Here is a 20,462-nt window from a genome sequence, read left to right as displayed (position 1 = left end):
ACCTTCCTCTAGGACAGACCACTGTCGACCACTGCGCGACTGCGCAGGGAGCAAGTGTCGCCCCGGCCCTCCGGTCTGTCGAGAACACCGTACGCCCCGCCCGTGCCGCGACCGCTCCTGGCCGGGTGACAATGAGCCTCGGCCTGTCCAGTGCCGTCGCACCGGCCGGGCCCTGGGACGAAGGGGACGCCACGAACACCGCATCGACCGCCCGCTGGTCCCTCGTCGTGCCCCTGAAGCCGCTGGCACTGGCCAAGAGCAGGCTCGCCGCCGCCGTGGGCGCGGCGCTGCGCCCACGGCTCGCGCTGGCGTTCGCCCTTGACACCGTCGCGGCCGCGCTGGCCTGCGCGTCGGTACGGGATGTGGCGGTCGTCACGGACGATCCGCTGGCGGGTGCGGAGCTGGCCTCGCTGGGCGCCCGGATCGTCGCCGACCGCCCCGGCGCGGGCCTCAACGCCGCCCTCGCGCACGGCGCGTACGCGGTGCGCCGGGCGCGTCCGGATGCCGCCGTCGCCGCGCTCAACGCCGATCTGCCCGCACTGCGCCCCGCGGAATTGGGCCGGGTCCTGGATGCCGCGTCCCTATTTCCCCGCGCATTTCTGGCCGATGCGGCCGGAATCGGCACGACATTTCTTTCGGCCGGTCCGGGTACGGATTTGGCCCCCGCTTTCGGCGGACCGTCGCGGGCGGCCCATTCGGCCTCGGGGGCGGCCGAGATCCTGCTGGCGGGGGTGGACTCGGTGCGCCAGGACGTGGACACCGGCGCCGATCTGCGCGCGGCCCTCGCGCTCGGCGCGGGCCCGGCCACCACGGCCCTGCGCGCCGCCGTCGATGTCGTACCCGGGTACTAGGCTGCACGGCATGCAGGCGACCGCGTACACATACGACTTCGAGACCCACAGCGGCAGCGTGCTGCTCGACGACGGCACCCCGGTGGAGTTCGGGCCCGAGGCCTTCGAGGCGGGTGGGCTCCGGCTGCTCCGGGTGGGCCAGCGGGTCCGTATCGAGACGGAGGGCGAGGGCAAGGGCCTTCGCATCACGCTGGTGACGCTGCAGACGTTCTGAAAGGCGCCCCGAGGCGCCTGATGGCGCCCGAAGGCGCCCTCACACCGCGGGCCGGGCTCCCCGAGGGGAGCCCGGCCCGGCGAGTGAGCCGTCCGACGTGCCTTACTTCTTGCGGGCGGTCGTCTTCTTGGCGGTGGTCTTGCGCGCGGTGGTCTTCTTGGCGGGGGCCTTCTTGGCCACGGCCTTCTTCGCGGGCGCGGTCTTCTTGGCGGTGGCGGTCTTCTTCGCCGTCGCCGTGGCCTTCTTGGCGGTCGTCTTCTTCGCGGTCGCCGTGGCCTTCTTGGCCGTGGTGGCCTTCTTCGCCGTGGTGGTCTTCTTCGCCGCCGCGGTCTTCTTCACGGCCGTGGTCTTCTTGGCGACCGTCTTCTTGGCCGTGGTGGCCTTCTTGGCCGCGGCCTTCTTGACCGTGGAGCGGGTGGTGGTGCCGCCCGAGAGGCTGCCCTTGGGCGCCTTCTTGACCGCGACCTCGCCGCCCTTGGGGAGCTTCTTCGAGCCGCTGACCAGGTCCTTGAAGCCCTGGCCCGCGCGGAAGCGCGGCACCGAGGTCTTCTTGACCCGCACCCGCTCACCCGTCTGCGGGTTGCGGGCGTAGCGGGCCGGGCGGTCGACCTTCTCGAACGAACCGAAACCGGTGACCGAGACCCGGTCGCCGGCGACGACGGCCCGGACGATCGCGTCCAGGACCGCGTCCACGGCGTCCGCGGCCTGCTGACGGCCGCCGACCTTGTCGGCAATCGCTTCTACGAGCTGCGCCTTGTTCACGTCTTCCCCTTCGGAGACATTGCCGGAACGAATCTGTTCTGGCTTTTTCGCACGTTAGGCAGATATATACCGCAAATCAAACACGAAACGGGCTAATCACCCTAGTGCCGCAACGAAGTCGGCCTTCGCCGAGTTCCTTGTGGCTCAGTCGTCTTCGGGGAATCGGCCCTCGTCGAGGTCCTTCATCAACCGGTCCAGACGCCTTGCCGCATCGGCGAGATCGTGTTTGGCAGCCGCTGTGATGACCAGCAGCTTCCGGGACAGCGCCATCCGTACGCCCTCCGGGACTTGCAGTTCGCGCACTGCTGTGTGCGCTTCTTTCAGTTGGTCCGCGACGACCCGGTAGAGCTTGAGTTGGCTGTCGCGTTCCATGCGCCGATTGTGCCATCTGGGGCGAGTTGTCGCCTCCGGCGGGGGCAACTGAGGGATTCCGGGCAGTTTTCGGCACCCTCAGCCACCGCCGTACGCGCAAGCACCTATCCGGCCATCTACGGTGCACACTAGGCTAGTTGACGCCACCCTGACACCCCCCGACGCAACACGCCCCCCGTCTCGAAAGACGGGGGGCGTGTTGGGCCGAAAGACTGCCGCAGGGCGTTCGGGCGGTGTTCCCGCCCGGCCGTACTCGACGGTCAGACCTGCGAAGTGCTCGGCTTGTACGAGGGCCGCTTCGCCTCGTACGCGGCGATGTCCGGCTCGTTCTGCAGCGTGATGCTGATGTCGTCCAGGCCGTTCAGCAGCCGCCAGCGGGCGTTCTCGTCGAGTGCGAAGTCCGCCGTGACGCCCTCGGCGCGCACTTGGCGGTCCTGGAGGTCGACCGTGATCTCGGCGTTCGGGTCGCGCTCGGTCAGCTCCCAGAGCGCGTCCACGACTTTCTGGTCGAGAACCACCGTGAGCAGGCCGTTCTTCAGCGAGTTGCCCCGGAAGATATCGGCGAACCGGGACGAGATCACGGTTTTGAAGCCGTAGTTCTGCAGCGCCCAGACCGCGTGCTCACGGGAGGAGCCGGTACCGAAGTCCGGGCCCGCGACCAGCACCGAGGCGCCCTGGCGCTCGGGCTTGTTCAGGATGAACTCGGGGTCCTTGCGCCAGGCCTCGAACAATCCGTCCTCGAAGCCGTCCCGGGTGACCTTCTTCAGCCAGTGGGCCGGGATGATCTGGTCGGTGTCGACGTTGGAGCGGCGCAGCGGGACGGCCCGGCCGGTGTGCGTGGTGAAAGCTTCCATGGCTGATCAGACTCCAGCGGGCGTACGGGCGTCGGAGAGGTCGGCGGGCGAGGCCAGATGGCCGAGAACCGCCGTCGCGGCGGCGACCTGCGGCGAGACCAGGTGCGTACGGCCGCCCTTGCCCTGCCTGCCCTCGAAGTTGCGGTTGGAGGTGGACGCCGAGCGCTCGCCCGGGGCCAGCTGGTCCGGGTTCATGCCCAGACACATCGAGCAGCCCGCGTGCCGCCATTCGGCTCCGGCGGCCGTGAAGACCTTGTCCAGACCCTCCTCCACGGCCTGCAGGGCCACCCGGACCGAGCCCGGGACGACCAGCATCCGTACGCCGTCGGCGACTTTGCGGCCGTCCAGAATCGCGGCGGCCGAGCGCAGGTCCTCGATGCGGCCGTTGGTGCACGAACCTACGAAGACGGTGTCGACGTCGATGGCGCGCAGCGGCTGCCCGGCGGTCAACCCCATGTATTCCAGGGCCTTTTCGGCCGCCAGGCGCTCCGAAGCGTCTTCGTACGAAGCCGGGTCGGGGACGGCCGCCGAAAGCGGCGCGCCCTGGCCGGGGTTGGTGCCCCAGGTGACGAACGGCGAGAGCGCGGAGGCGTCGATGACCACCTCGGCGTCGAAGACGGCGTCCTCGTCCGTCTTCAGGGTCTGCCAGTACGCGACCGCCGCGTCCCAGTCCGCGCCCTTGGGGGCGTGCGCGCGGCCCTGAAGGTAGTCGAAGGTGGTCTTGTCCGGGGCGATCATGCCCGCCCGGGCACCGGCCTCGATCGACATGTTGCAGATCGTCATCCGGGCCTCCATCGAGAGTTTCTCGATGGCCGGGCCGCGGTACTCCAGCACATAGCCCTGGCCGCCGCCGGTGCCGATCCGGGCGATGATGGCCAGGATCAGGTCCTTGGCGGTGACGCCGTCGGGCAGTTCGCCCTCGACCGTGATGGCCATCGTCTTGAACGGCGCCAGTGGCAGGGTCTGGGTGGCGAGCACATGCTCTACCTGTGAGGTGCCGATGCCGAACGCCAGGGCGCCGAAGGCGCCGTGCGTGGAGGTGTGCGAGTCGCCGCAGACCACGGTGGTGCCGGGCTGGGTCAGGCCCAGCTGCGGTCCCACCACGTGGACGACGCCCTGCTCGACGTCGCCCAGCGGGTGCAGCCGGACACCGAAGTCCGCGCAGTTCTTGCGCAGCGTCTCCAGCTGGGCCCGGGAGACCGGGTCCGCGATGGGCTTGTCGATGTCGAGGGTCGGGGTGTTGTGGTCCTCGGTGGCGATGGTGAGGTCGAGGCGCCGCACCGGGCGGCCGTTGGCGCGCAGGCCGTCGAACGCCTGCGGGCTGGTCACCTCGTGCAGCAGGTGCAGATCGATGAAGAGGAGGTCGGGCTCGCCCTCGGCGCGCCTGACGACATGGTCGTCCCAGACCTTCTCCGCGAGTGTCCTACCCATCGCTTTCCCTCCGGCCGGCGTCGTCGCCGGCCCAACTAGAGACCGGGTGTACCGCCGGGCCCCCGGGACCGGACGGTGGCTGCGGCCGTTGTGCGGACCGCCAGTACAGGTTCGCAAGTTCCGGAGAAAATTGAACTTGCGTTTCACAGAGTGAGACGCGAGTATCGTTTCATGGACAACTCTAGCGGCGTCGGCGTTCTCGACAAGGCGGCTCTCGTCTTGAGCGCCCTGGAGTCCGGTCCGGCCACCCTCGCGGGGTTGGTCGCGGCCACCGGACTCGCACGACCCACGGCACACCGTCTCGCCGTGGCACTGGAACACCACCGCATGGTGGCGAGGGACATGCAGGGCCGGTTCATCCTCGGCCCGCGGCTGGCGGAGCTCGCCGCCGCGGCCGGCGAGGACCGCCTGCTGGCCACGGCCGGCCCCGTGCTCACGCATCTGCGCGATGTGACGGGCGAGAGCGCGCAGCTCTACCGCCGTCAGGGCGACATGCGGATCTGCGTGGCGGCGGCCGAGCGGCTGTCCGGACTGCGGGACACGGTTCCGGTGGGCTCCACGCTCACCATGAAGGCCGGGTCCTCCGCGCAGATCCTGATGGCCTGGGAGGAGCCGGAGCGGCTGCACCGGGGCCTTCAGGGCGCGCGCTTCACGGCGACGGCCCTGTCCGGCGTACGGCGCCGGGGCTGGGCCCAGTCGATCGGCGAGCGCGAGCCGGGCGTGGCCTCGGTCTCGGCGCCGGTGCGCGGGCCGTCCAACCGCGTGGTCGCCGCCGTCTCGGTCTCCGGACCGATCGAGCGCCTGACCCGGCACCCCGGCCGGATGCACGCCCAGGCGGTCATCGACGCCGCGGCGCGCCTCTCGGAGGCCCTGCGCCGCAACGGCTGACGCCCCTCACTTCTGCCTCCACGGCCCACCGCTTCAACGCCGCAGCGGTGGGCCGTAGGTGTGTCCGGACCTGTACGGGACGACGAGGGGGCCTGCCACTCGGCAGGCCCCCTCGTCGCCTGATCCCCTCAGCTCGCCTTTTCCGCCTTCGCTCCCGGCGAGCGGTGCGCGAACCGGTCCGCCGCGTACCGGCCGCGCTTCTCCAGCGGCAGCACCCCCGTGGCAGCCGCCAGGCCGACGGGCGGCATATCGGCGTAGATGGCCTCGTACGAGCCCTCGGGCACGATGTACGCCTCGTGCCAGATCCCGACGTGGCCGCGCACCTTCCCGGCCCGGTCCTTGCGGTTGACGACCGCCCACGCCCGGTGGTGGAACATCTCGGGCGACGCGGCGTACGCGTACAGCTTCTCCTTGGACTCCCAGTACTGGACGACGTAGTACGTGCGCGGCGAGCCCGTCAGCAGCACCCGGCCGAGCAGGCCCCGGCCGGGGTTCTTCGCCAGTTCGCCGAGCATGCGGAACATCGACAGCATCACCGGCAGCCACTGGTGCACCGCCCAGAAGTGGTTGACGCGCATCCCGATCAGCAGGACCACCACGTCTCCCTCGGCGGCTGCGGTCGTCTTGCCCATCACGGGCTTGCGGAACATGTCGGCCCCCTCATTGGATACCGGCACTATCCAAGTGCTGGTGATTGGATAGTGGCGCTACCCAAGGAAAGGTGTCAAGGGATGCGACTGTCGGAGTTGAGCGAGCAGAGCGGTGTGCCCGCCGCGACGATCAAGTACTACCTGCGGGAAGGGCTGTTGGCGCCCGGCCGCCGCGTCACCGCGACCACGTCCGACTACGACGAGGGGCATCTGCGCCGACTGCGCCTGATCCGCGCGATGATCCAGGTCGGCCGCCTCCCCGTGGCGACGATCAAGGAAGTGCTGGGGCATGTCGACGACGACTCGCTGGGCCGCACGATCCGGCTGGGAGCGGCCCTTTGGGCACTGCCCCAGTCGCCCGAGCCGGACGAGGACGACGAGAGCGTGCGGGCCGCGCAGCACGAGGTGGAGCAGGTCCTGAGCACCCTGGGCTGGACGAACGCCGAGGCCCTGAGCACCATCTCGCCCGCCCACCGCTCGCTGGTGCTCGCGGTGGCCGCGCTCAGGCGGCTCGGCTACACGTGGGACGCCGAACTGCTCCTGCCGTACGCGGAGTTGATGCACCAGGCGGCCATCCGCGATCTGGACTACGTGGAGACCCAGCCGACGGAGCGGGAGCGGATCGAGACGGCGGTGGCGGCGACGATCCTGGTCGAGCCCGTACTGAAGGCGCTGCACCGGCTGGCACAGGAGGAGGAGTCGGCACGGCGGTACGGCTTCGAGTGACGGCGCCCGTGCGCCTTCCCGCCCCCGGGAAGGCGCACGGTCCCGGGAACGGCGAAGGCCCCCCACCGAAGTGGAGGGCCTCGCTTCGTAAGTACCCCCGACCGGATTCGAACCGGCGCTACCGCCTTGAGAGGGCGGCGTGCTAGGCCGCTACACAACGGGGGCTCACGTTCGGATCTTCGTGAAGAAGATCCTTGGATCTTGTGGATCCAGCTGGGCTACCAGGACTCGAACCTAGAATGACGGTACCAGAAACCGTAGTGTTGCCAATTACACCATAGCCCATGGTGGTTTAGACCAGTACCCCCGACCGGATTCGAACCGGCGCTACCGCCTTGAGAGGGCGGCGTGCTAGGCCGCTACACAACGGGGGCCCTAGCGATCCTGCATGAGGGGCAGCGGGTGCGACCCGGACTGCCTCCCTGGGAAGGATCTGTACCCCCGACCGGATTCGAACCGGCGCTACTGCCTTGAGAGGGCAGCGTGCTAGGCCGCTACACAACGGGGGCTTTGCGGATCTGGAATCCGCGGTACAGATAAGCTCTGCGAGCTGGCCTACCAGGACTCGAACCTAGACTAACGGAACCAGAAACCGTCGTGCTGCCAATTACACCATAGGCCACCAAACCTCAACCCCCGTTGGGGGTCTAGCTCGGCTTGCGCTTTCGGTTCCGGGCTTTTCTTCCCGTTCCCCTCGGCGCAGGAAGAACATTACCCGAAGGTGTCCGGCGCTCCAAAACGGGTATCGCCGCGCAACAGGCCGGGCAGCTCGTTCAGGCCGGTGATCCGCACGAGTTCGGGCCTGCCGCCCACTCCCCGGCGGTCCAGCCAGATCCCGAGCAGCCCCGCGTCGGCCGCCCCGCGCGCGTCGATGTCCGGCTGGTCGCCGACGTACGCGACCTCGTCGGGCGCCAGCTTCAGCGCCTCGCAGGCCGCGTGGAAGGCGCCCGCCTCGGGCTTGGAGATCCCCAGCTCGGCCGCGCACACGACGGCCTCGAACCGGTCGCGCACACCGAGCACGCTGAGCTTGCGCTCCTGGTGGTACTGCGAGGAGTTGGAGAGCACCGCGTGCCGGTAGGCGCCGGCGAGCAGGTCGAGGGCGGGCACGGCGTCCGGGAAGAGCGACCAGGCGGCCTCGTAGTGCACGACGTGCCGCTCGATCCAGGCGTCCGCCGCGACGTCGTCCAGCTCCGTCCGCAGAAAGGAGCGCACCCGGTCGCGCCGCTGCCCCGCCCAGTCGGTCTCCCCCGCCGCGAACCGCGCCCAGTGGTACGCGGTGACCTCGTCCCAGCCGCTCAGCGCCTCCTCGACGGACGCGTACCCCTCGGGCAGCCCCTCGGCCCCGAGATGCGCCCGCATCCCGTCCCGCGCGGCCGTCGCGTAGTCGAAGATCGTGTCATCGATGTCCCAGAGGACGGCTCGGGTGGCCATGATCCGACGGTACTCCCGGTCCCGCTTCCGGCTGGGGGTTCGGGGGTTATCCCCCGAAGAACGCAGCGTCGATGTCCCAGAGGACGGCTCGGGTGGCCATGATCCGACGGTACTCCGCACGGCGGGGGCGGGTGCGGGCATTCGCATATGCCCGAGGGGCGGCAGCCGGGTCGGCCGCCGCCCCTCGGGGACGTGAAGTGGAATCGGTTACGCGGACAGCTTGGCCAGCGCCGCGTCGATCCTCGTCAGTGTCTTCTCCTTGCCCAGGATCTCCAGGGACTCGAAGAGCGGGAGGCCCACCGTGCGGCCGGTGACGGCGACGCGGACCGGGGCCTGGGCCTTGCCGAGCTTGAGGCCGTGCGCCTCACCGGCGGCCAGGACGGCCTCCTTGAGGGACTCCGGGGAGGACCAGTCGGCGCTCTCCAGCTTCTCGCGGGCCGTGCGCAGCAGCGCGTCCGAGCCCTCCTTCATCGCCTTGGCCCACGACGCCTCGTCCTCGACCGGCTCCTTCAGGAAGAGGAAGTCGACGTTGGCCGTGATGTCGGACAGGACCGTCACCCGGGTCTGGGCGTGCGGCGCGATGGCCTCCCAGGCGGCGCGGTCGAAGTCCTCGGGCGCCCAGTTGGCGTGCGGGGCACTCAGCCAGGGCTCGCAGGCGGCCGTGAACGCCTTCACGTCGAGCATGCGGATGTGGTCGCCGTTGATCGACTCGGCCTTCTTCAGGTCGAAGCGGGCCGGGTTGGCGTTGACGTCCGCGACGTCGAACTTCGCGATCATGTCGGAGATCGAGAAGACGTCCTGGTCGGCCGAGAAGGACCAGCCGAGCAGCGAGAGGTAGTTGAGCAGGCCCTCCGGGAGGAAGCCGCGCTCCCGGTAGATGTTGAGGGAGGCCTGCGGGTCGCGCTTGGAGAGCTTCTTGTTGCCCTCGCCCATGACGTACGGGAGGTGGCCGAAGGCCGGGGTCCCCTTGGCCACGCCGAGCTCGATCAGCGCCTTGTAGAGGGCGATCTGGCGGGGGGTGGAGGAGAGCAGGTCCTCGCCGCGCAGGACGTGGGTGATCTCCATCAGCGCGTCGTCGACCGGGTTCACCAGCGTGTACAGCGGGGCGCCGTTGGCCCGGACGATGCCGTAGTCCGGCACGTTGTCCGGGGTGAAGGTGAGCTCGCCGCGCACCAGGTCCGTGAAGGTGATCGGCTCGTCGGGCATCCGGAAGCGCACGATCGCCGTGCGGCCCTCCGCCTCGTACGCGCTCTTCTGCGCCTCGCTCAGCTCGCGGCAGTGGCCGTCGTAGCCGGACGGCCGCCCGGCGGCGCGGGCCGCGTCGCGGCGCGCGTCGAGCTCCTCGGTGGTGCAGTAGCAGTGGTACGCGTAACCGCCCGCGAGCAGCTTCTCGGCGACGTCCTTGTAGATGTCCATCCGCTGCGACTGGCGGTAGGGCGCGTGCGGGCCGCCGATCTCGGGGCCCTCGTCCCAGTCGAGGCCCAGCCAGCGCAGCGAGTCGAGCAGCTGGTTGTACGACTCCTCGGAGTCGCGCGCCGCGTCGGTGTCCTCGATGCGGAAGACCATGGTGCCCTGGTTGTGCCGCGCGAACGCCCAGTTGAACAGGGCTGTGCGGACCAGACCGACGTGCGGGTTGCCGGTCGGGGAGGGACAGAAACGTACGCGGATATTCGCGTTAGCCACGCTTGATCACCTTGTTGGTGAGAGTGCCGATGCCTTCGATGGTGACGGCGACCTCGTCGCCGACGGTGAGGGGGCCGACCCCGGCGGGGGTGCCGGTGAGGATGACGTCGCCCGGGAGCAGCGTCATCGCCTCGGTGATGTGGACGACCAGGTCCTCGATGGAGCGGATCATGTCGCTCGTACGGCCCAGCTGACGCTGTTCGCCGTTGACCGTCGCCTGGATCGTGAGATCCGCCGGGTCGAGGTCGGTCTCCACCCAGGGGCCGAGCGGGCACGAGGTGTCGAAGCCCTTGGCCCGGGCCCACTGCTTCTCGCGCTGCTGCACGTCGCGCGCGGTGACGTCGTTGGCGCAGGTGTAGCCGAAGATGACGTCCTTGACGCGCTCGCGCGGGACCTCGCGGCACATCCGGCCGATCACGACGGCCAGCTCGGCCTCGTGGTGCAGCTCGTTGGAGAAGGAGGGGTACTCGATCGCGTCGCCGGAGCCGATCACCGAGGTGGTGGGCTTGAAGAAGGCGACGGGGACGTCCGGGACCTCGTTGCCGAGCTCCTTGGCGTGCTCCGCGTAGTTGCGGCCGATGGCCACGACCTTGTTGGGGAGCACCGGCGGCAGCAGCCGGACCTTGCTCAGCGGCACCTTCGTACCGGAGAGCTCGAAGTCGGCGTACGGGATGCCCTTGATGATGTCGAGGACAAGCCCCTGCGGGGTGTCCTCGACCGCGCCGAAGGCGACATTGCCGTCGATGGAGAACCTGGCGATGCGCACGGGATGCTGTCGCCCCTCACTTGGTCGCTGGCTGGAGACTGACGCTCCAGGCTAACGCGGGTGAGGGGGGCGACCGTCATCGTCCAGGCGCGTCACGCGCCGGCGACGGGGGCGTCCATCAGGATGGTGCGGCGCGGGTTGGCCGTCTGGGTGGGCAGGTCGACGGAGTGCTCGGGCAGGACCTCCGCCTGCATCTCCTCGGCGTCCGAAAGGTGCGCCAGGGTGGTGCGGCGGGGGTTGGCTATGTTGCGCATCATCATCGTGGTCTTCATCTGCCGTTCGAACCCTGTCGGTTGCGGGCGCGCGGCGGCGCCGGTTGTCGGATTGGCCATCCCTGTAAAGCGTCAGGCTAAACATTCGAATTCCCGGCAAAGGGCTGTAGAGCCGACGATCATCGTGTGAGTTTGCTCACGAGTTGGTGAACAATCCGGGCATTACGCCCCGTCAATTCAGGCCACCGAAACGGACATTGCACCACTGAACCTTCCATTCCGCTCTTGATCATGGCGACTGGGTCACTCCCCCCACCTAAACGACTCGTCCGTAAACGTCCGAATCATCCGTAGCCACTTTCTACGGCTTGTTACCCGCCCGTCACCATGTGTCACCTAGGTCACAGCCCGGTACGCGGGCCTTGTTGGAGATCCGGCACTGTGCTGGAATTCCGGCACCGCCGCGGGTCACTGACCGGCGCGCAGGGGCGCAACGCAGCGCCGAGTGGCGGCGGGGAGGGGGAGACCAACAAGCGCCGGTCACTCACGACCAACACATGGGGCGCACACTTGCCCCACGACGCCGACACCGTCCCTTCCGTTCAGAGCGGGGGACGCCTGGTCCAGAGGTTGCGACGCTAGTGCAGGGACGTTTCAAGAGGGATGGCAGCGCTGCGGCGGAGCAGGAGCCGCACGGCGGGACTGGCCCCACATCAGTCAGTTCCTCGCCCCAGCACGCCCAGAACCCCCGGGCCCCCCAGAACCCGTCGGCTCCGTCGCCGGGCGGCGACGAGGTCTCCGGCCCGGCCGGTCCCCCCGGTCGCCCGGGCAAGCCGGGCGGCAAGAAGGGCGGCGGCAAGAAGGGCGCCAAGGGCGGCAACGCCGAGTCGAGCGGAACCAAGTCCGCCGGCGCCGAGAAGCCCGCGGCCGCGCCCCAGGTGAAGCCCGTGGTGGACACCGGCTCCCGAATAGCCCTGCGCAACTGGCGCATCTCCACCCGACTGGTCGCGCTGCTGACCCTGCCCGTGGTCGCCGCGACCACCCTCGGCGGGCTGCGCATCAACCAGTCGATGAACGACATGAAGCAGCTCGACCACATGCAGCTGCTCACCGACATGACCAAGCAGGCCACCGAGCTGGCCGCCGCGCTCCAGGAGGAGCGCGACAAGTCGGCGGGCCCGCTGGCCACCGGCACCGGCTCGGACATGGTCTCCACGGCGCGGTCCACCACCGACCGGGTCAAGCAGTCGTTCATGACCGCGACCCAGGACGTCGACAACCCGGACAACGACGACGCGCTCGAATCGATCCGGCAAAACGTCACGGCGATCGCGATCCAGCTCCAGGACCTCGACAACATCCGCCGCAGCGCCTACCAGGGCAACGTCTCGGACTCCCAGACCGTCGAGAGCTACAGCCGTCTCATCCGGGGTCTGCTCAGCCTCTCCCAGGACATGGCGCAGGCCACCTCCAACCCGGAGATGATCAAGCGGACCCGTGCCCTGGCCGCGTTCTCCTCCGCCAAGGAGTACGCCTCGATCCAGCGCGCGATCATCGCCGCGTCGCTCCCCGCGACCAAGGACAAGACCGGCACGCTCTCCGAGCCCGACCGCCTCTACGCCAAGTCCGCCCAGGACGGCGAGCGCCAGCAGCTGCAGTCGTTCGCCACGGTGTACAACGGCAACGGCGGCAAGGCCGAGGAGCTGACGGCGCCGCTCGACAAGGGCAACTCGGAGATCACCGCGGCGAACGCGTACTCCCAGCGCGTCCTCAAGGGCGGTCTGGCCACGGAGACCAAGCGCTCGTACCTCGACTGGTACGACCAGGACTCCAACAAGATCAACCAGATGAAGACGATCGAGCAGACCCTGCTCGGCGAGATGGAGCAGAAGGCCCGCGAGCTGCGCGACCAGTCGCAGCGGGACGCGATCCTCAACGGTGCCCTGATCCTGATCGTCCTCGGCGTCTCGCTGGTCGGCGCGTTCGTCGTGGCCCGGTCCATGATCCGCTCGCTGCGGCGCCTGCAGGACACCGCCACCCGGGTCGCCCAGGACCGTCTGCCCGAGCTCGTCAAGCAGCTCTCCGAGTCGGACCCGCAGGACGTCGACACCTCCGTGGAGTCGGTCGGCGTGCACTCCCGGGACGAGATCGGCCAGGTGGCCGCGGCCTTCGACGACGTGCACCGCGAGGCCGTACGACTCGCCGCCGAGCAGGCCCTGCTGCGAGGCAACGTCAACGCGATGTTCACCAACCTCTCGCGCCGCTCCCAGGGCCTCATCCAGCGTCAGCTCTCGCTCATCTCCGAACTGGAGTCCCGCGAGGCCGACCCGGACCAGCTCTCCTCGCTCTTCAAGCTCGACCACCTCGCGACCCGTATGCGCCGGAACGGCGAAAACCTCCTCGTCCTCGCCGGTGAGGAGCCGGGCCGACGCTGGACCCGCCCGGTCCCGCTGGTCGACGTGCTCCGCGCCGCCGCCTCCGAGGTGGAGCAGTACGAGCGCATCGAACTGGCCGCCGTGCCCGCGACCGACGTCGCCGGGCGCGTGGTCAACGACCTCGTGCACCTGCTCGCCGAGCTGCTTGAGAACGCCACCTCGTTCTCCTCGCCGCAGACCAAGGTCCGCGTCACCGGTCACGCGCTGCCCGACGGCCGCGTCCTGGTCGAGATCCACGACACCGGCATCGGCCTCTCCCCCGAGGACCTGGCCGCGATCAACGAGCGGCTCGCGTCGCCGCCCACCGTGGACGTCTCGGTCTCGCGCCGCATGGGTCTGTTCGTGGTCGGCCGCCTGTCCCTGCGACACGGCATCCGCATCCAGCTGCGCCCGTCCGACTCCGGTGGTACGACCGCGCTCGTCATGCTGCCCGTCGATGTCGCCCAGGGCGGCAAGAAGGCCCCGGGCAAGCCCGGCGGCCCCCAGTCGCAGGCCCCGGCGGGCCCCGGCGCCGGCCGTCCCGGCGTCACCCCGGGCCCCGGCGCCCGGGCCGGTCTCGCGGCCGCGCTCGGCAGCGGCCCGGCCGGTGGTCCGGGTGCGCCCGGCGGCCGGCTCGGCGCGGGCGCCCCGCGCGGCCAGGTGGCCGGTGGCGCGGGTCCGCGTGCCGCGCTGCCCCCGCGCGACGGCGGCCAGCAGCCGCCCCGCCAGGGCCAGAACCAGGGCGGCTTCGGCCAGGGCGGCGCCTTCGGCACCGGCACCCCGGCCCAGCAGCCGCCCGCGCCGCGCCGCGGCGACCGCCCGCTGAGCCCGCAGCCCGGCGCCCCGCGCGCCGAGCTGCCCGGCGGCAACCCGCAGCAGCAGCGCCCGCAGGCGGCGAGCTGGGGCAACGACCAGCCGTCCCTCGACGTGCCGCGCGGCCACGAGGAGCACACCGGCCAGTACCCGGTGCCGCAGCTGGACGACCGCCAGGGCCCCGGCTCCACCGCCGAGTTCGCCCGCCCCGACTTCGACGGGCCGCCGCCCGGCCAGGGCAGCGCGCCCCAGCCGCCGCAGGCGGGCGGTCAGTTCGTCCGCGGCGACGTGTTCGGCACGCCCCAGGGCAACCAGGACCCCGCACAGACCGGCCAGTTCGCGAGCCCCACCTCGTACAACGGCCAGAACGCGGGACCCGGCAGCGGCCAGAACACCGGTCAGCACACCGGCCAGTTCGCCCGGCCGCCGATGGACGACCGCCAGGGTCCCGGCGCGACCTCCGAGTTCGCCCGGCCCGACTTCGACGCGCCGCGTCCGCCCGTCCCGCAGCAGCCGCAGCAGCCGCAGTACCAGGCTCCGCAGCAGCCCCGGCAGAACCAGGCGCCGCGTCCGGCCGTCGGGAACCTGCCGGAGCGGTCGCAGCCCGAGGCCCTGCCGCCGGCGTCCAACGCCGGTGACGGCCGTACACCGCTGTACGACACGCTGGAGACCAACTGGTTCAACCAGCAGAACGGCCAGCAGCAGGACGGCCAGGGCCGACCGGGCCAGGGCGGTCCGCAGCAGGGTCAGGGTGCTCCGCAGCAGGGTGCGCGTCCCGCACAGCGCCCGGTCGCGCCGCAGCCCGAGCGCCGTCCGGCGCCCGGGTCCCGCGACGCCGGTACGGGCGGCAACGGCTCGTGGCGCCCCTCGCCCAACGACGAACTCGTCCGCCAGGCCGAGCGGGCCCGCAAGCCCGCCGCCGGCGGTGTCACCACTTCCGGTCTGCCCAAGCGGGTCCCGCGCGCCAATCTGGTCGCGGGCACCGCACAGGAACAGCAGAACCAGGCAGGCCCCCAGGTCTCGCGTGCGCCCGACGATGTGCGCGGTCGCCTGACCAATCTCCGCCGGGGTATCCAGCAGGGGCGGCAGGCCGGCAACGGCCCGTCGACCGGCAGTTTCTCGATGGACCCCACTCACCAGCAGGAGCGTTAGTTGAGTCAGATGAGCCAGGCGGCGCAGAATCTGAACTGGTTGATCACCAACTTCGTGGACAACACCCCCGGGGTGTCCCACACGGTGGTGGTCTCCGCCGACGGCCTGCTGCTGGCCATGTCCGAGGGTTTCCCGCGGGACCGGGCCGACCAGCTCGCGGCCGTGGCGTCCGGTCTCACCTCGCTGACCGCGGGTGCGTCCCGGATCTTCGAGGGCGGCACCGTCGCCCAGACCGTGGTCGAGATGGAGCGCGGTTTCCTCTTCCTGATGTCCGTCTCCGACGGCTCGTCGCTGGCCGTACTCGCCCACCCCGAGTGCGACATCGGCCTGGTCGGTTACGAGATGGCTCTCCTGGTCGACCGCGCGGGCTCCGTCCTCACCCCGGACCTGCGCGCGGAACTCCAGGGAAGCCTGCTCCACTGAGGCCCCCCACTCAGTCAGAAACCACCGTCCGGCCGCACCCCGCCCCCCACCGGCCACATCAGACGGCTCGAAGACACTCGCTGTCCCTGCTGTCCCGCCCGGAGGATCCATGACCCCGCCACCCGCCTCACACGATTCGTACGGCGCTCTGCACGACGCGCACTACGACAGTGATGGCGACCAGCCGCTGGTCCGCCCGTACGCCATGACGGGCGGCCGCACCCGGCCGCGCTACCAGCTCGCCATCGAGGCGCTGGTCAGCACGACCGCGGACCCCGCGCACCTGGCCACGCTGCTGCCCGAGCACCAGCGGATCTGCCACCTGTGCCGTGAGGTCAAGTCGGTGGCGGAGGTCTCGGCGCTGCTGCAGATGCCGCTCGGCGTCGCCCGGATTCTTGTCGCCGACCTGGCGGAGGCCGGCATGGTGGCGATCCACCAGCCGGGCAATGGAGAGGCCGGCGGCACGCCGGATGTGACGCTGCTCGAAAGGGTGCTCAGTGGACTTCGCAAGCTCTAGCGGCGGTGCCGCCCGCTCCACCACTTCCGCGAAGATCGTGGTGGCGGGCGGCTTCGGCGTGGGCAAGACCACGTTCGTCGGCGCGGTCTCGGAGATCAACCCCCTGCGTACCGAAGCCGTGATGACGAGCGCGAGCGCCGGGATCGACGACCTGACGCACACCGGGGACAAGACGACGACGACCGTCGCCATGGACTTCGGCCGCATCACCCTGGACCAGGACCTGATCCTGTACCTGTTCGGTACGCCCGGTCAGGACCGCTTCTGGTTCATGTGGGACGACCTGGTGCGCGGCGCGATCGGCGCCGTGGTCCTGGTGGACACCCGCCGCCTGGCCGACTGCTTCCCGGCGGTCGACTACTTCGAGAACAGCGGCCTGCCGTTCGTCATCGCCCTCAACGGCTTCGACGGCCACCAGCCGTACACGCCGGACGAGGTGCGCGAGGCGCTGCAGATCGGTTCGGACTCCCCGATCATCACCACCGACGCCCGCCACCGCGGCGATGCGAAGAGTGCGCTGATCACGCTGGTGGAGCACGCACTGATGGCACGACTCAAGTAGGCGGGGGCATACGGCAGTTGTCGTAGAGGAACGGGGGCGGACTGTGTCCTTTGACACGATCCGCCCCTGTGTTCATAACGTTTCGACAGAGAATTCGCACGTCACGGCCACCATGCGCGTTCACATGGTGTCACTGCGCTCACATTGGCCCCGCCTTTTGACGGGGCTCGCTCTTTATGCCCGTTTTATCTGAGGCGTGTGCCACTCGGAACCGCAGATTCCAGCTGTTTGGAACCGACCCGCCCGGCGTGCTGGAATTCGACGAACTCCCGAGTAGTACGGCTCAGAACATTTAAAGGCACACCGCGAGAGGTGCCGCGCCGAGAGGTTGTTGGTCGAGTGAGGCGAAGCACGACGAGCTCCGCGACGCAGCAGGCGCGGGGCAACTTCACCCCGCCGCAGCGCAATGCGCCGACGCCGGACGAGCTGCCGCCCCCCTCCGGGGGCAAGGCCGGGGGCAAGTCCGCCGGTCCCGACGCCGGCAGCCAGAGCAAGTTCTCGCCGCGCAACTGGCGGGTGGCCACCCGTCTGAACGCCATCCTCCTCATCCCCGTCCTCGTCGGCCTCGTCATGGGCGGCTTCGAGGTCAAGGGATCCATCGACACCTGGACCCAGGCCAAGGACGCCGAGAAGACGGCGCTCATCGTGCGCGCCGCCTCGGAGTACGGCCAGGCCCTGCTCAACGAGCGTGACCTCACCGCTCAGCCCCTGCTGCAGAACAAGCGCGACAGCGACGTCATCAGCAAGGCGTACGCGACCTCCGACGCGGCCCGCGCCAAGTTCGACGACGTCGTCAAGGGCATGCCGGACACCCCGAGCCTCCAGCGCCGCCTGGCCAAGGTCCGCGAGGCCGAGAAGAACCTCGACATGCTCCGCAAGACGGCCTTCACCAAGGGCGTCGAGGCGAAGAACCCGGTGCTCACCGAGGAGGGCTACACGGCCGTCCCGCACTACCTGAGCACCTTCTCCAACGAGCTGGGCCTGGGCACCGGCAACATCACCAGCTACGGCCGCATGGTGTACGCCGTCGACCTCGCCAAGGCCGCGGAGTCGCTGCAGCGCTCGATCGGCATGCACCTGCTCGTCCGCCCCAGCGAGGACCAGCAGACCTTCCAGCTGCAGGTCAAGGCGTTCAACTCGTACAACTACCTGGAGTTCATCGCCCTCGGCGAGTTCGACGCCGGTGGTACGGACGCCGACAGCGCGCACCTCAAGCAGGTGATGGCCGCCAAGGCCGCGCAGGCCGCCAAGGACTTCCCCGGGGCGACCCAGCAGCCCGAGAACGGCGCGCACATCGGTGCCGCGCCGGTCCGCGACGGCTCGGTCTACAACGGCATGGCCGCCGCGATCGGTGAGGGCCAGAGCGTCAAGAAGCTCAAGGCCCAGAACATCACCCCCGAGGCGTGGATGTCCGCCTCCACCGCCAAGTTCGACGGCTACACCGAGATCGAGACCGACCTGGTGGACCGGGCCGTGACCGAGGCCGGCCAGATCGCCGACGACGCCAAGACCTCCGCCTACATCAACGGCGCGATCGTCGTCGTCTCGCTGCTCGCCGCGTTCATCCTGGCCGGCATGGTGGCCCGCCAGATGAGCCGCTCGATGCGCCGACTGCGCTCGGCCGCCTTCGAGGTCGCCGAGACCCGCCTGCCGATGCTCGTCGACCAGCTCTCGCGCACCGAGCCCGGCCGGGTCGACACCCGGGTCGAGCCGATACCGATCACCTCCACGGACGAGATCGGCGAGGTCGCCCGCGCCTTCGACCAGGTCCACCGCGAGGCCGTCCGGCTCGCCGCCGAGCAGGCGCTGCTGCGAGGCAACGTCAACGCGATCTTCACCAACCTGTCGCGCCGCAACCAGTCCCTGATCGAGGGCCAGCTGACCCTCATCACCGACCTGGAGAACAACGAGGCCGACCCGGACCAGCTCGAAAGCCTCTTCAAGCTGGACCACCTCGCGACCCGTATGCGCCGCAACGGCGAGAACCTCCTGGTCCTCGCCGGCGAGGAGCCGGGCCGCCGCTGGAACCAGCCGGTCCCGCTGGTCGACGTGCTGCGCGCCGCCTCCTCCGAGGTGGAGTCGTACGAGCGCATCGAGCTGACCGGTGTGCCGGAGAGCGAGATCCACGGCCAGGCCGTGACCGACCTCGTGCACCTGCTCGCCGAGCTCCTGGAGAACGCCACGACGTTCTCCTCCCCGCAGACCAAGGTTCGCGTGACCGCCACCCGGCTCCCGGACGGTCGCGTCATGATCGAGATCCACGACAAGGGCATCGGCCTGACCGCCGAGGACTTCGCGGACATCAACCACAAGCTGGCCAACCCGCCGACCGTGGACGCGGCCGTCTCGCAGCGCATGGGCCTGTTCGTGGTCGGCCGGCTCTCCGACCGCCACGGCATCCGGGTCCAGCTGCGCCCCTCCGGCGAGCAGGCGGGCACCACCTCGCTGGTCATGCTCCCGGACGCGATCACCCACGGTGGCGGTGGCCAGCCGCTGCCCGGCGACGACTTCACGGTCTCGCAGATCATCCCGGAGCAGCAGAGCTTCGAGGCCCCGGCCCCGGCCATGCGCACCGCCGCCGAGCTCGGCTTCGACGACTCCCGTTACGAGACGGGCGAGCAGGGCGAGGCCCTTCAGCTCGACCCGGTCAACCGCTCGCTGATGCGCGAGGAGCGCCGCGCGGCCCTGGAGGCCCAGGCGCACGGCGGCGACCGCCCGCTCTTCCGTGACGAGGTCGACGGCCGGCAGCAGCCCCAGAGCTACGACGAGCAGTACGAGCACCAGGCCTACGAGGGCCAGGGCGACACCGCCCAGTTCGAGGCGTACAACGCCCAGCAGGGCGGCTACGACGGCCAGTTCGACGGCTCGCAGGGCCAGTACGACGGCTCGCAGCAGTACGCGCAGGACTACTCCGACTCCTACCAGCAGGAGTCGTACGGCCGGCGGAACGGCCAGGGCGACGGCTACGCCGAGCAGGGCTACGCGGACGCCGCCTACCAGGCGCCGACGGCCGACGGGCAGCACTACGACGGCGGTTTCGGCAACCGGTCCCAGCACGACGACTGGCCGGGCAGCTCCTCCTACCAGGAGAGCGAGACCGGCTCCTACCAGGCGCCGTACGCCTCCGAGTACCAGCAGGGCGGCCCGGAAGCGGAATCCGCACCGGACGCTCCCGCGAACGGCCACGAGCGCGTAGGCTTCGACCGGCCGGGCCCCGCCCCGGCCTCCGCCCACGAGCTGACCGGCGCCGGTCTGCCCAGGCGCGGCAGCCAGCAGCCGCAGCAGCAGCGCTGGCAGGCCGACGCTCAGGAGCCGCAGCGGCAGTCCGAGCAGCAGCGGCCCGAGCAGCGCCAGCGGCCCGTCGACGGCAGTGGTCCCGCGACCCGTGACGGCTCCCGAAGCGGAACCGTCGCCGAGTCCGGCGCCGCCACCGACGACGCCGCCGCGACCACCGCCGACGAGCCGACCGGCGACTGGCGTTCGACCAACGACGAGCGCTGGACGCGCGCCGAGAAGCTGCGTGAGCCGAAGGCCGGCGGGGTCACCCCCTCCGGTCTCCCCCGGCGGGTGCCCAAGGCCAACCTGGTCGAGGGCGCGGCCGAGCAGACCCCGCAGGGCGGCCCACAGGTCTCCCGCGCTCCGGAGGACGTACGCGGCAGGTTGAGCAACCTGCGCCGCGGCGTCCAGCAGGGCCGCAGCGCGGGGTCGGACACCAGTAACACCTACAACCAGGAGCGTTAG

Annotated in this window: 18 protein-coding genes and 5 tRNA genes; 9 read left to right on the top strand and 14 right to left on the bottom strand. The window is 70.3% G+C overall.

All coding sequences use genetic code 11. The features are described 5' to 3' along the window. Positions 1-131: 131 nt before the first annotated feature. Together cofC and ACGFRG_RS17630 are read left to right on the top strand one after the other, a co-directional pair. Positions 132-851, top strand: coding sequence for a 2-phospho-L-lactate guanylyltransferase (gene cofC, locus ACGFRG_RS17635; RefSeq protein WP_361420863.1), 720 nt, complete (start codon positions 132-134; stop codon positions 849-851). A gap of 10 nt (positions 852-861) precedes the next feature. Then, a complete protein-coding gene (locus ACGFRG_RS17630) occupies positions 862-1,065 on the top strand; it encodes a hypothetical protein (RefSeq protein WP_361420363.1) in 204 nt (67 codons plus the stop codon). Between the two features lie 102 nt (positions 1,066-1,167). Here the strand turns inward: ACGFRG_RS17630 and ACGFRG_RS17625 are convergent, their stop codons facing one another. The 4 genes from ACGFRG_RS17625 to leuC form a co-directional block, all read right to left on the bottom strand. Then, positions 1,168-1,827, bottom strand: coding sequence for an HU family DNA-binding protein (locus tag ACGFRG_RS17625; RefSeq protein ID WP_393264772.1), 660 nt, complete (start codon positions 1,825-1,827; stop codon positions 1,168-1,170). A 144-nt stretch (positions 1,828-1,971) separates the two neighbouring features. Next, entirely contained in the window at positions 1,972-2,199 is a 228-nt protein-coding gene (locus ACGFRG_RS17620; protein WP_188275272.1) for a hypothetical protein, read from the bottom strand. A gap of 260 nt (positions 2,200-2,459) precedes the next feature. Further along, positions 2,460-3,053, bottom strand: coding sequence for a 3-isopropylmalate dehydratase small subunit (gene leuD / locus ACGFRG_RS17615; protein WP_361420370.1), 594 nt, complete (start codon positions 3,051-3,053; stop codon positions 2,460-2,462). Between the two features lie 6 nt (positions 3,054-3,059). Continuing rightward, the gene (gene leuC / locus ACGFRG_RS17610; RefSeq protein WP_393264768.1) at positions 3,060-4,484 is read right to left on the bottom strand and encodes a 3-isopropylmalate dehydratase large subunit; all 1,425 of its coding nucleotides are present in this window, start codon (positions 4,482-4,484) and stop codon (positions 3,060-3,062) included. A 171-nt stretch (positions 4,485-4,655) separates the two neighbouring features. Between leuC and ndgR the strand changes: the two genes are divergently transcribed. Then, the gene (gene ndgR / locus ACGFRG_RS17605) at positions 4,656-5,372 is read left to right on the top strand and encodes an IclR family transcriptional regulator NdgR (RefSeq protein ID WP_005311436.1); all 717 of its coding nucleotides are present in this window, start codon (positions 4,656-4,658) and stop codon (positions 5,370-5,372) included. Positions 5,373-5,500: 128 nt separating this feature from the next. On the opposite strand, the gene ACGFRG_RS17600 is transcribed toward ndgR, so the two are convergent. Beyond that, complete coding sequence (locus ACGFRG_RS17600; protein WP_361420376.1) at positions 5,501-6,022, bottom strand: DUF4188 domain-containing protein; 522 nt, start codon at positions 6,020-6,022, stop codon at positions 5,501-5,503. Positions 6,023-6,103: 81 nt separating this feature from the next. Here ACGFRG_RS17600 and ACGFRG_RS17595 point away from each other — a divergent pair, with 81 nt between their 5' ends. Next, positions 6,104-6,748 (top strand): MerR family transcriptional regulator, encoded by a 645-nt coding sequence (locus ACGFRG_RS17595; protein ID WP_393264765.1) that lies wholly within the window; start codon positions 6,104-6,106, stop codon positions 6,746-6,748. A gap of 92 nt (positions 6,749-6,840) precedes the next feature. Here the strand turns inward: ACGFRG_RS17595 and ACGFRG_RS17590 are convergent. The 9 genes from ACGFRG_RS17590 to ACGFRG_RS17550 all read right to left on the bottom strand — a co-directional run bounded on the left by ACGFRG_RS17590 (position 6,841) and on the right by ACGFRG_RS17550 (position 10,900). Continuing rightward, a tRNA-Glu gene (locus ACGFRG_RS17590) sits at positions 6,841-6,913 on the bottom strand. A gap of 48 nt (positions 6,914-6,961) precedes the next feature. Next, positions 6,962-7,033, bottom strand: a tRNA-Gln gene (locus ACGFRG_RS17585). 16 nt (positions 7,034-7,049) lie between these two features. After that, positions 7,050-7,122 (bottom strand) — tRNA-Glu (locus ACGFRG_RS17580). 62 nt (positions 7,123-7,184) lie between these two features. Continuing rightward, positions 7,185-7,257: transfer RNA gene (locus ACGFRG_RS17575), tRNA-Glu, on the bottom strand. 41 nt (positions 7,258-7,298) lie between these two features. Then, positions 7,299-7,370 (bottom strand) — tRNA-Gln (locus ACGFRG_RS17570). Between the two features lie 89 nt (positions 7,371-7,459). Continuing rightward, positions 7,460-8,179, bottom strand: coding sequence for an HAD family hydrolase (locus ACGFRG_RS17565; RefSeq protein WP_361420382.1), 720 nt, complete (start codon positions 8,177-8,179; stop codon positions 7,460-7,462). Positions 8,180-8,386: 207 nt separating this feature from the next. Beyond that, a complete protein-coding gene (gene gltX / locus ACGFRG_RS17560; protein ID WP_361420385.1) occupies positions 8,387-9,862 on the bottom strand; it encodes a glutamate--tRNA ligase in 1,476 nt (491 codons plus the stop codon). Next, a complete protein-coding gene (locus ACGFRG_RS17555; protein ID WP_393264761.1) occupies positions 9,855-10,628 on the bottom strand; it encodes a fumarylacetoacetate hydrolase family protein in 774 nt (257 codons plus the stop codon). The genes gltX and ACGFRG_RS17555 overlap by 8 nt, the downstream gene beginning before the upstream one ends. 92 nt (positions 10,629-10,720) lie before the next feature. Next, positions 10,721-10,900, bottom strand: coding sequence for a hypothetical protein (locus ACGFRG_RS17550; protein ID WP_361420391.1), 180 nt, complete (start codon positions 10,898-10,900; stop codon positions 10,721-10,723). 581 nt (positions 10,901-11,481) lie between these two features. Here ACGFRG_RS17550 and ACGFRG_RS17545 point away from each other — a divergent pair. The 5 genes from ACGFRG_RS17545 to ACGFRG_RS17525 all read left to right on the top strand — a co-directional run bounded on the left by ACGFRG_RS17545 (position 11,482) and on the right by ACGFRG_RS17525 (position 20,462). Next, positions 11,482-15,219 carry a nitrate- and nitrite sensing domain-containing protein gene (locus ACGFRG_RS17545; RefSeq protein ID WP_393264759.1) on the top strand — a complete coding sequence of 1,246 codons (3,738 nt, stop codon included), beginning with the start codon at positions 11,482-11,484 and terminating at the stop codon, positions 15,217-15,219. A 9-nt stretch (positions 15,220-15,228) separates the two neighbouring features. Beyond that, entirely contained in the window at positions 15,229-15,642 is a 414-nt protein-coding gene (locus ACGFRG_RS17540) for a roadblock/LC7 domain-containing protein (protein ID WP_067164664.1), read from the top strand. Between the two features lie 109 nt (positions 15,643-15,751). Further along, positions 15,752-16,159, top strand: a complete 408-nt coding sequence (locus ACGFRG_RS17535) for a DUF742 domain-containing protein (protein WP_188275576.1) — start codon at positions 15,752-15,754, stop codon at positions 16,157-16,159. Beyond that, the gene (locus tag ACGFRG_RS17530; protein ID WP_361420397.1) at positions 16,140-16,721 is read left to right on the top strand and encodes an ATP/GTP-binding protein; all 582 of its coding nucleotides are present in this window, start codon (positions 16,140-16,142) and stop codon (positions 16,719-16,721) included. The genes ACGFRG_RS17535 and ACGFRG_RS17530 overlap by 20 nt, the downstream gene beginning before the upstream one ends. Positions 16,722-17,060: 339 nt before the next feature. Continuing rightward, on the top strand, positions 17,061-20,462 hold the full coding sequence (locus ACGFRG_RS17525; RefSeq protein WP_393264754.1) for a nitrate- and nitrite sensing domain-containing protein: 3,402 nt from the start codon (positions 17,061-17,063) through the stop codon (positions 20,460-20,462).

Origin of the sequence: Streptomyces sp. NPDC048696 (assembly GCF_043198895.1) — a bacterium.
Taxonomy (GTDB): domain Bacteria; phylum Actinomycetota; class Actinomycetes; order Streptomycetales; family Streptomycetaceae; genus Streptomyces.
Note: the sequence above shows the minus strand (reverse complement) of the source record. Positions and strands in the feature narration are given on the sequence as shown.

Excerpts from the sequence above, each read along its gene's own strand:
- cofC (WP_361420863.1), top strand. The coding sequence starts at position 132 with ATGAGCCTCGGCCTGTCCAGTGCCGTCGCACCGGCCGGGCCCTGGGAC.
- ACGFRG_RS17630 (WP_361420363.1), top strand. The coding sequence starts at position 862 with ATGCAGGCGACCGCGTACACATACGACTTCGAGACCCACAGCGGCAGC.
- ACGFRG_RS17620 (WP_188275272.1), bottom strand. The coding sequence starts at position 2,199 with ATGGAACGCGACAGCCAACTCAAGCTCTACCGGGTCGTCGCGGACCAA.
- leuD (WP_361420370.1), bottom strand. The coding sequence starts at position 3,053 with ATGGAAGCTTTCACCACGCACACCGGCCGGGCCGTCCCGCTGCGCCGC.
- leuC (WP_393264768.1), bottom strand. The coding sequence starts at position 4,484 with ATGGGTAGGACACTCGCGGAGAAGGTCTGGGACGACCATGTCGTCAGG.
- ndgR (WP_005311436.1), top strand. The coding sequence starts at position 4,656 with ATGGACAACTCTAGCGGCGTCGGCGTTCTCGACAAGGCGGCTCTCGTC.
- ACGFRG_RS17600 (WP_361420376.1), bottom strand. The coding sequence starts at position 6,022 with ATGTTCCGCAAGCCCGTGATGGGCAAGACGACCGCAGCCGCCGAGGGA.
- ACGFRG_RS17595 (WP_393264765.1), top strand. The coding sequence starts at position 6,104 with ATGCGACTGTCGGAGTTGAGCGAGCAGAGCGGTGTGCCCGCCGCGACG.
- ACGFRG_RS17565 (WP_361420382.1), bottom strand. The coding sequence starts at position 8,179 with ATGGCCACCCGAGCCGTCCTCTGGGACATCGATGACACGATCTTCGAC.
- ACGFRG_RS17550 (WP_361420391.1), bottom strand. The coding sequence starts at position 10,900 with ATGAAGACCACGATGATGATGCGCAACATAGCCAACCCCCGCCGCACC.
- ACGFRG_RS17540 (WP_067164664.1), top strand. The coding sequence starts at position 15,229 with ATGAGCCAGGCGGCGCAGAATCTGAACTGGTTGATCACCAACTTCGTG.
- ACGFRG_RS17535 (WP_188275576.1), top strand. The coding sequence starts at position 15,752 with ATGACCCCGCCACCCGCCTCACACGATTCGTACGGCGCTCTGCACGAC.